The 11911-nt window shown below is 66.9% G+C and carries 14 protein-coding genes; 8 read left to right on the top strand and 6 right to left on the bottom strand.

All coding sequences use genetic code 11. From position 1 onward, the window contains the following. Positions 1-2: 2 nt before the first annotated feature. From T8K17_RS21855 to T8K17_RS21840, 4 genes are read left to right on the top strand one after another with little or no spacing between them, the layout of a single operon-like run. Positions 3-1019, top strand: coding sequence for an ABC transporter ATP-binding protein (locus T8K17_RS21855; RefSeq protein WP_322331849.1), 1017 nt, complete (start codon positions 3-5; stop codon positions 1017-1019). A gap of 49 nt (positions 1020-1068) precedes the next feature. Continuing rightward, positions 1069-1782, top strand: a complete 714-nt coding sequence (locus tag T8K17_RS21850; RefSeq protein ID WP_322331848.1) for an isochorismatase family cysteine hydrolase — start codon at positions 1069-1071, stop codon at positions 1780-1782. Then, entirely contained in the window at positions 1779-2777 is a 999-nt protein-coding gene (locus T8K17_RS21845; RefSeq protein ID WP_322331847.1) for an asparaginase, read from the top strand. The genes T8K17_RS21850 and T8K17_RS21845 overlap by 4 nt, the downstream gene beginning before the upstream one ends. Positions 2778-2791: 14 nt before the next feature. After that, on the top strand, positions 2792-3709 hold the full coding sequence (locus tag T8K17_RS21840; protein ID WP_322331846.1) for a DMT family transporter: 918 nt from the start codon (positions 2792-2794) through the stop codon (positions 3707-3709). A 4-nt stretch (positions 3710-3713) separates the two neighbouring features. Here the strand turns inward: T8K17_RS21840 and T8K17_RS21835 are convergent, their stop codons facing one another. The 3 genes from T8K17_RS21835 to T8K17_RS21825 form a co-directional block, all read right to left on the bottom strand. Then, positions 3714-5135 (bottom strand): amidase, encoded by a 1422-nt coding sequence (locus T8K17_RS21835; protein WP_322331845.1) that lies wholly within the window; start codon positions 5133-5135, stop codon positions 3714-3716. Beyond that, a complete protein-coding gene (locus T8K17_RS21830) occupies positions 5132-5356 on the bottom strand; it encodes a hypothetical protein (protein ID WP_322331844.1) in 225 nt (74 codons plus the stop codon). The genes T8K17_RS21835 and T8K17_RS21830 overlap by 4 nt, the downstream gene beginning before the upstream one ends. A gap of 152 nt (positions 5357-5508) precedes the next feature. Next, the gene (locus T8K17_RS21825) at positions 5509-6516 is read right to left on the bottom strand and encodes a DMT family transporter (RefSeq protein ID WP_322331843.1); all 1008 of its coding nucleotides are present in this window, start codon (positions 6514-6516) and stop codon (positions 5509-5511) included. Positions 6517-6777: 261 nt separating this feature from the next. Here T8K17_RS21825 and T8K17_RS21820 point away from each other — a divergent pair, with 261 nt between their 5' ends. Next, positions 6778-7488, top strand: coding sequence for a GntR family transcriptional regulator (locus T8K17_RS21820; protein WP_322331842.1), 711 nt, complete (start codon positions 6778-6780; stop codon positions 7486-7488). A gap of 3 nt (positions 7489-7491) precedes the next feature. Here the strand turns inward: T8K17_RS21820 and T8K17_RS21815 are convergent, their stop codons facing one another. Then, positions 7492-7992 carry a helix-turn-helix domain-containing protein gene (locus tag T8K17_RS21815; RefSeq protein ID WP_322331841.1) on the bottom strand — a complete coding sequence of 167 codons (501 nt, stop codon included), beginning with the start codon at positions 7990-7992 and terminating at the stop codon, positions 7492-7494. A gap of 93 nt (positions 7993-8085) precedes the next feature. Between T8K17_RS21815 and T8K17_RS21810 the strand changes: the two genes are divergently transcribed. Continuing rightward, a complete protein-coding gene (locus tag T8K17_RS21810; RefSeq protein ID WP_322331840.1) occupies positions 8086-8745 on the top strand; it encodes a glutathione S-transferase family protein in 660 nt (219 codons plus the stop codon). Between the two features lie 3 nt (positions 8746-8748). Here T8K17_RS21810 and T8K17_RS21805 read toward each other — a convergent pair whose 3' ends face one another. Together T8K17_RS21805 and T8K17_RS21800 are read right to left on the bottom strand one after the other, a co-directional pair. Continuing rightward, positions 8749-9714, bottom strand: coding sequence for an N-carbamoyl-D-amino-acid hydrolase (locus T8K17_RS21805; protein WP_322331839.1), 966 nt, complete (start codon positions 9712-9714; stop codon positions 8749-8751). Between the two features lie 81 nt (positions 9715-9795). Further along, entirely contained in the window at positions 9796-10644 is an 849-nt protein-coding gene (locus T8K17_RS21800) for an amidohydrolase family protein (protein WP_322331838.1), read from the bottom strand. Between the two features lie 280 nt (positions 10645-10924). On the opposite strand from T8K17_RS21800, the gene T8K17_RS21795 reads away from it, so the two are divergent. Both T8K17_RS21795 and T8K17_RS21790 read left to right on the top strand, forming a co-directional pair. Then, complete coding sequence (locus T8K17_RS21795; protein WP_322331837.1) at positions 10925-11161, top strand: SDR family NAD(P)-dependent oxidoreductase; 237 nt, start codon at positions 10925-10927, stop codon at positions 11159-11161. 74 nt (positions 11162-11235) lie between these two features. Then, on the top strand, positions 11236-11829 hold the full coding sequence (locus tag T8K17_RS21790; RefSeq protein ID WP_322331836.1) for a hypothetical protein: 594 nt from the start codon (positions 11236-11238) through the stop codon (positions 11827-11829). Positions 11830-11911 lie beyond the last annotated feature (82 nt).

Below are 11911 nucleotides of genomic sequence, written 5' to 3'. Positions count from 1 at the left end.
CGATGACCGACATGGCCAAGACCCCGCTGGTCCGCCTTCAGGACCTCAACGTGAAGTTCGTGACCCGCGAGAGCACGGTGAGCGCGGTGAACGACGTGAACCTGACCCTCGATCCGGGCGAGGTGCTCTGCATCATCGGCGAGTCCGGGTCGGGCAAGAGCGTCAGCATGCGCGCCCTGATGCGGCTGCTGCCCGAGCGCCGCACCCGTATCACCGGCACCGTGGAGGTCGACGGCAAGGACGTGCTGTCGCTCAAGGGCAAGGAGCTGTCCGACCTGCGCGGCGGCCTCGTCTCCATGATCTTCCAGGAGCCGATGACGGCGCTGGACCCGGTCTACTCCGTGGGCCACCAGATCGCCGAGACCGTCCGCCGCCACGAGGGCTGCACTTATGACCAGGGCATGGAACGGGCGCTGGAGCTGCTGGAACTGGTGAAGGTTCCCTCGGCCGAGCGGCGGCTGAAAGCCTTCCCGCACGAGCTGTCCGGCGGCCTGCGTCAGCGCGCGATGATCGCCATGGCCCTGTCCTGCCGCCCGAAGCTGCTGCTGGCCGACGAGCCGACCACGGCGCTGGACGCCACGGTGCAGATCCAGGTGCTGATTCTGCTGCGCAAGATCCAGGCGGAGATGGGCATGGGGGTGATCTTCGTGACCCACGACCTGGGCGTGGCGGCGGAGATCGCCGACCGGGTGGCCGTCATGTATGCCGGCCGGATCGTGGAGACCGGGACGGTGACGGATGTGCTGCGCAATCCCAAGCACCCCTACACCCAGGGCATGCTGTCCTCCACCGTGCACGGCAACATGCGCGGCAAGGATATCGAGGCGATCCCCGGGTCTCCGCCCGACCTGCGTGCCATGCCGCCGGGCTGTGCCTTCGCCCCGCGCTGCAAATACGCCGAGCCCGCCTGCACCGCCGCCTTGCCGCCGGAGGTGATCTTCGATGCCGGCCGCATGGCGCGCTGCATCAAGGTGGCGCCGGACACCGTGCGCCAGAAGGAACTCGTCCCCGCCGAATGATGCCAACCGAATAATCCCCATCAGGAATTCCGCCGTCAGGGAGGCCGACATGATGAACAAGACCGAGATACCGCAGCGGGTCATCGACGCGGTGACCGCCCGCCTGGGCACGCCCCATCCGCACGCCAATCTGGACCCGTCGAAGACCGCGCTGATCGTCATCGACCTGCAGAACGGCTTCATGATGGACGACGTGGCCCATGCGCTCTGCGTCCAGGCCAGGGCCATCGTGCCGAACGTCAACAAGCTGGCGGAGGCGGTGCGCGCCACCGGCGGGCAGGTCTACTGGATCCAGAACACCCATGACGAGACCTGTCTGGAGAGCTGGTCGAACCTGCACGCGATGACCCCGCCGGCCAAGGTCGCCAAGCGGATCGAGTCCATGTCGCCGGGCGGGATCGGGCACCAGCTCTGGGCCGAGCTCGACGTGAAGGAGGGCGACCGCAAAGTCCTGAAGAACCGCTACTCCGCCTTCGTGGAGGGCTCCTCCGAGCTCCACGCAATCCTGCAGGCCGAGGGCATCGACACCCTGCTGATCACCGGCACGGTGACCAATGTGTGCTGCGAGTCCTCGGCACGCGATGCGATGATGCTGAACTACAAGGTCGTGATGGTGACCGACGGCAACGCCGCGGTGACCGACATGGAGCACAACGCGGCGCTGTCCAATTTCTACCTGACCTTCGGCGATATCTTCAGCACCGACGAGTTGGTCGACATCCTGCACAAGAATGCCGGCGTCGCGCAGGTGGCCGCCGAATGAGCAAGCCGAAGGTCGCAGTGATCGGCACCGGCGGCACCATCGCGTCGATCGGCAAGGGTCCCCTCGATATCCTCGACTACGGGGCCAACAACACCATGCTCGAGGTCGATAAGATCCTGGAGCTATTCCCCGAGGTGAATCTGGTGGCGGATGTGGTGGTGGTGCCGTTCCGCGCCATTCCCAGCCCGTCCATGGGCTTCGCCGAATGGAAGGAGCTGGTGCTCAAGATCGACGAGGTGGCGGCGGCCAATCCGGACCTCGCCGGCTTCGTGGTCACCCACGGCACCGCGTCGCTGGAGGAGACGGCCTACGTGCTCCATCTGACGGTCAAGACCGACCTGCCGGTGGTGGTGATCGGCTCCCAGCGGCCGTCCAGCGCGCTGTCGACCGATGCCGGGTTCAACCTGGTCAACGGCATCCGCACGGCGGCGAGCCCGCAGGCCAGAGGCATGGGCGTGATGACCCTGCTCAACGACGAGATCCAGTCCGCCCGCGAGGTGACCAAGACCTCCACCTACCGGATGCAGACCTTCCGCAGCCCCGATTTCGGCTGCCTCGGCCATGCGGACGGAGATGCGGTCGCCTTCTACCGCAAGCCGCTGCGCCGCCATGCGCCGGACACCGAGTTCGACATCCGGACGATGGACAGCCTGCCTCGGGTGGACATCGTCTATGCCTATTGCGGGTCCGACGGCACGGCGGCCCGCGCCTTCATCGAGGCCGGGGCCAAGGGCATCGTGTCGGCCGGCTTCGCGCCGGGTTTCTGCGGGCCTGGCGACGAAGAGCCGTTGAAGGAGGCGGTGGAGAAGGGCATCACCGTGGTTCAATCCAGCCGAGCCGGCAGCGGGCGCACCTTCAAGAGCACCAAGCTCAAGGAGAACGGCTTCCTCATCGCCGACAACCTCAACCCGCAGAAGGCCCGCATCCTGCTGGCCTTCGCCCTGGCGGTGACCAGCGAACCGGCCGAGATCGAGCGGATCTTCGCCACCTACTGACGGAGTCCTTATTCATGGCGACCGCCGACCCCGCTCAGGCGGCGGATACGGTCCAGCCTGATGGCCGGCGCGGCATCCTGCTGATGCTGGTCGGCCTTCTGCTGTTCTCGATCCTGAACGGCGTGGTCAAGGCGCAGACCGAGCTGTTTCCGGTCGTGCAGATCATGTTCTTCCGGAACTTCTTCGCCATGGTGCCGCTGGGCATCGTGATCCTGTTCGTCACCCGCCGCCGCTCCCTGCGCACCCGCCTGCCGCACTGGCATCTGCTGCATGCCGCCCTCATGTCAGGCGGCATCGGCCTGATCTTCGCCGGCTATGAGCTGCTGCCGCTGGCCGACGCGACGGCGATCAACTTCGCGTCGCCGCTGATCATCACCGCGCTGTCGGCGCCGTTGCTGGGGGAGCGGGTGGGGTGGGTGAAATGGGCCGCCGTCGCGGTCGGCTTCGCCGGGGTGATGTTCATGGTGCAGCCGAGCGGCGACGTGATCCGCGCGGGGGCCGTCTACAGCCTCGGCGGCACGATCCTCGCGGCCTTCGGTACCCTGGTCGCGCGGCATCTGAGCAAGCACGACAGCACCATGACCATCGTCTTCCTGTTCATGGCCCTGTCCTCGGCCATGGTGATCCCGCTGCTGCCGTCGGTGTGGGTGACACCGACGCCGCTGCAGGTCGCCGGGCTGATCGCCATGGGCCTGGCCTCGGGCGGGGCGCAGTACATGACGACCCGCGCCCTGTTCCATGCGCCGGCGGCGACCATCGCGCCGATGAACTATTCGAAGATGATCTGGGCCCTGCTGATCGGCTTCTTCGCGTTCGGCGACTGGCCGGGGCCGGTGGTGCTGGCGGGGTCCGCGCTGGTGCTCGCCAGCACCTGGGTCGTCTATCGCAGCGAGGGGCACGGCGAAGGGCGGCCGAAGCCGCCCCCCGCCTGATCCCTCACTCCGCCGCCGCGGCCCGCGCCGCCAGCATGGACGGCCGGTGCTTGCGCCACTCGGTGGCGGCCTCATAGGCGGCGCCGACCTGGAACACCGTCGCCTCGTCGAACGCCTTGCCGACGATCTGCATGGACAGCGGCAGACCGTTGCTGTGGTAGCCGGTGCAGACCGACATGGCCGGGCTGCCGGTGACGTTGAACGGCTGGGTCATCATGCCCGACAGCTTCATCGGATCGTCGCCCAGGCTGTCGAACCGGCCGGCGGTGACCACCGAGCACGGCGCGATCAGGGCGTCGTACTGGCCGAGGATCACGTTGTTCACCTCGATCGCCAGCTCGCGGCGCACCCGCAGGGCCTCCACATAGTCGGACCCGCGCACGAAAGCGCCGGCCATCAGCCGCTCCCGGGTCGGCCGGCCGTAGAGTTCCGGCCGCTCGATCAGGTCGTGCTCGTGGATGGCGTAGCATTCCGGCAGCACCAGCAGGCGGGCGCAGGCCTGGTACAGGTCGTAGGGGGAGAGTTGCACGGTCTCCACCGTGGCCCCTTCCGAGCGCAGGACGTCGAGGGCGGTGTGCAGGGCCTTGACCGCTTCCGGGTCGGCGGTGCCTTCCTCCTCGATCCAGTGCTCCACGAAGGCGATCTTCTTGCCGGCCACGCCTTTGTTCAGGACGGCGGTGTAGTCCGGCACCGGAACATCGGCGCAGGCCGGGTCCAGCGGGTCGAAACCCGCCATCACGGTCAGCGCGATCGCGGAATCCTCCACACTCCAGCTCAGCGGGCCGCAATGGTCCATGGTGTAGGAGAGCGGAAACACGCCCCGCCGGCTCACCCGGCCATAGGTCGGCTTCATGCCCACCGTGCCGCACAGGGCGGCGGGACCCCGGATCGAGCCACCGGTGTCGGACCCGAGTGCCATGCGCGTGATGCCCACGGCCACCGCCGCCCCGGAGCCGGAGGAGGAGCCGCCGGGGATGTGCTCGAGGTTCCAGGGATTGCGCGCCGGTGGGAAGAAGGTCTCGTCGTTCGGGGCGCCGGTGGCGAACTCGATGGTGGCGCATTTGCCCAGCATCACCGCCCCGCCGTCGAGCAGGAGCTGGACGGAATGGGCATTGGCGTCCGGTACGAACTCGGAGCGCAGGTGGGACTGGCAGGTCGTGAGCACGCCCTCGGTGTTGTAGATGTCCTTCACCCCGAACGGCACACCGTGCATCGGTCCAAGATCGGTCCCGGCCGCCAGTTCCGTCTCGGCGGCGGCGGCGCGGGCCAGGGCCAGGTCGGCGGTGACGGTGTTGAAGCTGTGGAGCGCGTCGTTGGTCGCTTCGATCCGCTCAAGCGCGGCTTCGGTCACGGCGACCGGGGAGACCGAGCCGTCGCGATACCCGCGGCCGAGCTCGGCGATGGACAGGTCCAGCAGCGCGCTCATACCACACCGCCTTTCCCGCCGTCGGACAGACGGCTGACGGTCTGGTAGGCGAAGACGTTGGCGGGCTCCAGCGCCGCCGGCTTGCGGCTGCGCACCACGTCGGTCCAGGCCTGTACCTGCTTATAGGCATTGAACATGGTCTGCTCGCGGTCCTGCGGAATGCTCAGGCCCGAGCGTTCGATCAGACCGTCGTACTGACGGCGGAGGGCGTCGTCATCCATGGTGTGTCTCCCTGAAGCAAGGCACGCGCGTTGGCGCACCGAAGGTCCCTGTCAGAGAGAACGGTAGACTCGGCAGGAATTGGATACAATTCGCAAATCGACATCTGTTTGTGTCCAGATGTTCATGGCCCAACCGATCAGGACGGTTCGGGTCAGGCCTGCGTCTCGGCCTTGCGCTTGCGGGCGGCCCGCTGTTCGGCGCGCACCGTGTAGAAGGAGGTAGCGCAGATCAGCGCCGCGCCCACCAAGGTCGTAACATCGGGAAGTTCCAGGAAGATGACAAAGCCCAGGATCGTCGCGAAAACCAGTCGCGAATAGTCCATCGGGGCCACGGCGGAGGCCTCGCCTTCCTTGAAGCCCTGAATGTTGCAGAGCTGGCCGATCACCGACAGCAGGCCGATGGCGAACATGATGCCCCATTGCTCCAGGGTCGGCGTTACCCAGAAATAGGCCGTCGGCACGATCATGATCACCCCCACCAGGATCGCCTGATAGCTCAGGATCGTCACCGGCCGGTCGTATTGCGAGACCTTGCGGATGATCACCATGACGCAGGCTGCCGCGGCGGCCCCGGCCACAGCCAGCAGGGAGTATATGTTGAAGCCGTCGGCGTCGGGCTTGACCATCACCAGCACGCCGACGAAGCCCAGGAGTACGGCGAACCAGCGCCTCGGTCCCGCCACTTCGTGCAGGAAGACCAGGGCGAGCAGGGTGACGAACAGGCTCTTGGCGAAGCTGAGCGCCGTCGCGTCGGCCAGGGGCAGGTGGACGAAGGCGGTGAATCCGCAGGTCATGGCGATCACCGCCATGCAGACGCGGGTCAGGTGCAGGGCCAGATGATTGGTCTTCAGAATTCCGGGATAGCCGGAGATCAGCACCGGCAGGACCGTGCAGGTCATGGTGATCTGCCGGAACATCAGGATCTGCACCACCGGGATTGTATCACCGATCTGCTTGATCAACGCGGTCATGAGGGTGAAGAAGAAGCCGGCGACGACGATCCAGACGGCCCCGCGCGCATTGGGGGACAGCGCGCCGAATGCGGTTCTTCCCGGTGCTGAAATACGCTCGATGCTGGTCTTCAATACATTGAAAGTATGGAAGAAACGGGACGAGGAACTGGGGTCGAGCCGGGCGTTGACCTGGGGGTCGCTTGACACGTAGACGGGCTTTCTGGCGAGGGCGCCGGCTTTCCGGCTGGACGGTGTATCCATGCGCCCGTTGGACATTGGATGCAATATGCCTTGACGGAAACAGTGTGAACGCTACCTAACGTGGGCCGGAAATGGTATATGACGGGAGCCGGTACAACGACCGGCGCGGGGGCGTGCGCCGGGTTTCGGCCTGAGCGGCTCTCCCGTTCAAGTCGGAGAAATGGGGCCGCCGGCAACGGACGGTCCATGGTTGGGATGGAACAGTCGATGGCAACACGCGGACAATCCGTCGCCCGCATACTGCGGGACGGCGTGCTCGACGGAAGCTACAAGCCGGGCGCGCGGATGAACGAAGTGGATATTTCCAACACGCTCGGCGTGTCCCGGACCCCCGTACGCGGCGCGCTGGGCGTGCTGGCGGCCGAGGGGCTGTTGGATTACGTGCCGAATAGCGGCTACGTCGTCCGCCGCTATACGGTCCAGGACGTGGAGGACGTCTATGCCGCCCGTTCGGTGCTGGAGGGGCTGGCCGCCCGCACGGTGGCCGAGCGCGGTCTACCCGATCACCATCGTGGCGTCCTGCACAAGGTCCTGTCGGAGACAGAGGCACTCTGCGACGCGCAGGAATGGAACGAGGACGTCCGGGATTCCTGGTCGCGTCTGAACGAGGCGTTCCACGAGGCGATCTTCGAGGCGGCGGACAACCGGCATCTGCGGGACCTGATCGGCAAGTCCCGGTCGATCCCCCAGTTGCAGGCGGTCAAGTTCCGCTGGCACGACCTGGACACGCTGATCGAGTCCTACTCCGACCATCTGGAGATCTTCGAGGCGATCGCCGACCGGCAAGGGGCGCGGGCCGAGCATCTGGCGCGCGAACATGTCTATCGCTCGGGCCGTCGTCTGATCGCCAGCTGGCGCCGGTTCGAGACCCCGACCCCGGTGAAGCGCCCCGTCCGCCGGGTTCCGCGGGCGGCCTGAGCCTCAGGACGCCGGGGCTTCCAGCGCCTGGGCAGCCGCAAAGGCCGCCCGGGCATCGTCGAGCACCGAACGCTGTGGCTTCGGCGCGCCAAGGTGCAGGTGGCGCAATTCGTCCATCAGCGCCTTCCACACTTCCGGCCCACCGTCGACCAGCAGCTTCGCGCGGGCCGAGAGCACGGCCGTGGGGTTGGTATGAGCCAGTCCCCAGGCGGCCATCTGCGCCAGCACCGGCACGAGCTGAATGCCCGCTTCGGTCAGGCTGTAGATGTGTTTCTGCCGGTGGCGCGGATCGGAAACGCGGGTGAGCAGGCCGCTGGCCGCCAGCCGTTTCAGACGGTCCGCCAGAATGTTGGACGCAATCCCTTCCAGATTGCCGCTCAGCAGGTCGCCATAGCTGCGCCGGTTCCCGAACATCACGTCGCGGATGACGATCAGGCTCCAGCGGTCGCCGAGCTGTTCGAGGGTCAGATTGATCGGGCAGCCGGACCGCCGTTCCTGCGCCAATGCTCGTCCTTTCTCAGACCGCTTGCAGAATGCAATTGGTCTCGCTAGGGTCATCCAGTTGCAAAATACAAGTGGTCAGGGGAAAGGCAAGCCATGCCGCTCATCGTCTACGGTCATTGCTTCTCGTCCTATACGCAGAAGGTCCTCCTCGCCCTGTACGAGAACGACACGCCCTTCGACTTCCGCGGTGTCGGGCCGGACCAACGGGACAACACCGCCGACTGGCTGCGCCTCTGGCCGATCCGGAAGTTTCCGGTTCTGGTGGACGGGGATCGCACGGTCGCCGAGACCAGCATCATCATCGAATACCTCGACCAGAATCACCCCGGCCCCGTGCGCTTCCTGCCGGACGAACCCAAGACAGCGCTGGAGGTCCGGTTCCTGGACCGGTTCTTTGACCTGCATGTCATGGAGGCGGCCCAGCACGCGGTGAACGGCGCGCTGACCGGCCTGGAAGACCGGGCCCGCGACGGACAGGCGCTGGCCGAAGAGAAGCTGGAGCGGTCCTACGCCTGGCTGGAAAACGCGTTGGCGGGCCGGGAATGGGCCGCGGGCGATGCCTTCACCCTGGCGGATTGCGCAGCGTCGCCGTCGCTGTTCTACGCCGACTGGGTGCACCGGATCTCCGACAGCTATCCGGTGCTGCGGGCCTATCGCGCCCGGCTGCTGGCCCGTCCGGCCTATGCCCGGGCGGTCGAGGAGGCCCGGCCCTACCGCAACCTGTTCCCGCTGGGCGCCCCCGACCGCGACTGACGCTCAGTCGTCGGGGCGGGCCAGCGCCGGGTCGATCCGCCTGGCCTCTTCCGGCGTTACTGGCCCCTTGGTGCCGGTGATCAGGCCGTAGGCGCCCGGCTCCCGGTGGCGCTCGAAGGCGAAGACGCTGTCGCGATAGGACTTGCACAGGTCGAGGTCGCAGGTGGCGACGACCAGTTCGTCCTCTTCGGTCACCGCCTGGGCGACGGTCTCGCCGGTCGGGGCGACGATCAGGCTGCCGCCCATCTGGTGCACCCCTTCCTCCACGCCCGCCTTGGCCACACCGACCACGAACGTGGCGTTCTGATAGGCGCCGGCCTGCATCACCAGTTCGTTATGGTGCCAGGACAGCCGGTCGTGCTCCGGCGCGGGCGGGTTGTGGATCGGCGTGTTGTAGCCGATCAGCACCATCTCCGCGCCCTGCAGGCCGAGCACCCGGTAGGTCTCCGACCAGCGCCGGTCGTTGCAGATCGCCATGCTGATGCGCCCGCCGAAAGCGTCGAACACGCGGAAGCCCAGATTGCCCGGCGCGAAATACCGCTTCTCCAGGTGCTGGAAGGCCCGCCAGGGCTCGTGCTCAGCATGGCCGGGGAGGTGGATCTTGCGGTACTTCCCGACGATCGACCCGGTTTTGTCCACCAGGATGGCGGTGTTGAACCGGGTGCCGTCGGCGGTCAGCTCCGCGTAGCCGAGATGGAAGCCGATCCCCAGGTCCCGGGCGGCCTCGAACAGCGGTTCGGTCTCCGGCCCGGGCATCTGCCGTTCGTAGAACCGGTCGAGTTCGGCCTCGTCCTCGAAATACCAGCGCGGGAAGAAGGTGGTCAGCGCCAGTTCCGGGTAGACGATCAGGTCGGCGCCCCGGCCTTTCGCGGTCTGCATCAGCCCGATCAGCCGGTGCACCGTCGCTTTGCGCGCCGTCTCCTGGGCGATGGGTCCGAGCTGGGCGGCGGCGACGGTGACTTGGCGCATGGGCGTGATCCCGGATCGGAAGCGGCGATCCGCAATGATGGAATGTTGCAGGTGCGAAGGGAAGACGCGATCCGCGCGCCGTCAGTCGTCCCATCCGTAGAGCCGGGCCGGATTGTCCTGCAGGATCTGCCGGCGGGTCTCCGCCTCGGGGAACCAGTCGGCCACCGCATGGTAGAGGCCAGCGGTGTCGAGCGGCTGATAGGACAGCATCGTATCGACGGAAGCGGTGGCACCGGAATGTTTCGGCGTATGCGGCCAGTCGCTGGCCCACACCATCCGGTCGGGCGCCATGGCGTGGATCGCGCGGGCGAGGTCGGCCACGCCCGCGCCGTCGGGGCCGGTGGAGATCCGGTAGGAGCCGGAGAGCTTCACCCAGGCGCCGCCGTCCAGCAGCCGGCGCATGTCGGCCAGATGCCGGTCGGGGTTGAGCGGATCGATCGCGCCGAAATGGTCGAGCACCAGCGGCACGCTCAGCGTCGGCTGGATCGCGGCGAGATCGGCCAGCACCGAGGCATCGCAGAATACCTGGATGTGCCAGGCACTGCCGGACAGCAGGCGGTCGAGCTTCGGCAGGACCGCGTCGACCGGAGCCGCCGCCGCCCGAACCGAGCGCAGGTTGACCCGCACCCCGCGCACCCGCCGGGCGTGGAGGGTCGCGAGGTCGGTGTCGCTGACCCTGTCCGCATCGATCACCGCCACGCCGCGCGCCGCATCGCCGACCGCATCCAGCGCATCGAGCGTGCAGCGGTTGTCGGTCCCGTAGGCGCTCGGTTGAACCACCACGACGCGGTCGATGTCGGTCTCCGCCACGGCCTTCCAATAGGCGTCGATCCCGGCTGGCGGCACGGTATAGCTGCGCGGTTCGGCGAACGGATAGTCCCTCTGGTCGCCGAAAATATGCATGTGGCAGTCCACCGCCCGGATGGTCATCGCCTCGCCTCCCTCGTGCTTTTTCCCGGCGCAGGGCGACCGGTTTGCCGCCTCAACCGTAGGACGTCGGCGGCTGGATGGGAAATTCAGTCTCTGACCGGCTTTAAAGCGCTGATGCCTATGGCAGGGTCCTCACGACCGGTAAGGTGGACGAGAGGGCGGCGACCAACTGCGTGCTGATCTGGCCCTCGAGCGGCCGAAGGAGGACGGCTTCACTTATGACAAGGTCTGGATCCGCTCCTACTACGATGCCCTGACCGACCCGCTGGCGGCCACGCCGGTGCATCCGTTCGGCATCACCGTGAACTCGGTCGCGCCGGGTTTCATGCCGACCAGCCCGGACTATGTCCGCCAATGGAAGTCCTATGGGGAGGAGGGACAGGCAGCCCTGGTCAAGAGCATCCCCATGGGTCGGATCGGCACCCCCACCGACATCGCCAACGCCGTGCTGTTCTTCGCTTCCGACCACGCCGAATGGATCACCGGCCAGACCTTGCGGGTGAGTGGCGGAATGTGAGCCTCCCGTCTCGGTTGCCGGTTCCGGCTTTCTGCATGCTAGTCTGAGCGTCCTGCCCGCCTGCGGACCCGTCCATGCTCACCTTCGCCGTCGCCCTGTTCTTCCTGATCATCACGCCGGGGATCGGGGTGCTGACGACGGCCGGCATCGGTGCCGGCTTCGGTGCGGGACCGGGCATCCGCTTCCTGGTCGGCCTGAATATCGGGACCAATCTGGCGGCCCTGCTGGTGGTGACGGGGATCGCGGCGGTGGTGCTGGCCCATCCGGTGATCGGCCCGACCCTGCTCTACGCCTCGCTCGCCTATCTGCTGTATCTGGCCTTCCGCATCGGCTGGGCCGGATCGCGGGTCGCCTTCATCGAGCGCAAGAGCGCGCCGGGCATCCTCGGCGGCATCGGCCTGCAGCTCATCAATCCGAAATCCTACGCGGTGAACACCACCCTGTTTTCCGGCTTCCACTTCATGGCGGAGGATCCGGCGCTGGAGATCGCGATCAAGTTCGCGATCATCAACCTGATCTGGGTGCCGGTGCATCTGACCTGGCTGTGGGCCGGCGTGTCGTTGAAGCGGCTCGATCTTTCGCCGCGCACCCAGTCGGTCATCAACAAGCTGATGGCCCTGTCCATGGTGATCGTGGTCGTGCTGGCCGCTTGGCCGGCCTCCGAGTGATTCGCGGAGTGGTGGCGGCGGAGGCTGCGCGGGACTCCTCGACCGGCCCCGCCAAGCCTCGGAATCAAAGCACTAATTGCGC

This window comes from Thalassobaculum sp. OXR-137 (assembly GCF_034377285.1).
Classification (GTDB): Bacteria; Pseudomonadota; Alphaproteobacteria; order Thalassobaculales; family Thalassobaculaceae; genus Thalassobaculum.
This window is presented reverse-complemented; position numbering and strand designations above follow the sequence as displayed.

Bases quoted from the DNA above. Each gene is read 5' to 3' on its own strand.
- T8K17_RS21845 (WP_322331847.1), top strand. From the start codon at position 1,779: ATGAGCAAGCCGAAGGTCGCAGTGATCGGCACCGGCGGCACCATCGCG.
- T8K17_RS21850 (WP_322331848.1), top strand. From the start codon at position 1,069: ATGATGAACAAGACCGAGATACCGCAGCGGGTCATCGACGCGGTGACC.
- T8K17_RS21840 (WP_322331846.1), top strand. From the start codon at position 2,792: ATGGCGACCGCCGACCCCGCTCAGGCGGCGGATACGGTCCAGCCTGAT.
- T8K17_RS21790 (WP_322331836.1), top strand. From the start codon at position 11,236: ATGCTCACCTTCGCCGTCGCCCTGTTCTTCCTGATCATCACGCCGGGG.
- T8K17_RS21855 (WP_322331849.1), top strand. From the start codon at position 3: ATGACCGACATGGCCAAGACCCCGCTGGTCCGCCTTCAGGACCTCAAC.
- T8K17_RS21830 (WP_322331844.1), bottom strand. From the start codon at position 5,356: ATGGATGACGACGCCCTCCGCCGTCAGTACGACGGTCTGATCGAACGC.
- T8K17_RS21820 (WP_322331842.1), top strand. From the start codon at position 6,778: ATGGCAACACGCGGACAATCCGTCGCCCGCATACTGCGGGACGGCGTG.
- T8K17_RS21805 (WP_322331839.1), bottom strand. From the start codon at position 9,714: ATGCGCCAAGTCACCGTCGCCGCCGCCCAGCTCGGACCCATCGCCCAG.
- T8K17_RS21835 (WP_322331845.1), bottom strand. From the start codon at position 5,135: ATGAGCGCGCTGCTGGACCTGTCCATCGCCGAGCTCGGCCGCGGGTAT.
- T8K17_RS21810 (WP_322331840.1), top strand. From the start codon at position 8,086: ATGCCGCTCATCGTCTACGGTCATTGCTTCTCGTCCTATACGCAGAAG.
- T8K17_RS21800 (WP_322331838.1), bottom strand. From the start codon at position 10,644: ATGACCATCCGGGCGGTGGACTGCCACATGCATATTTTCGGCGACCAG.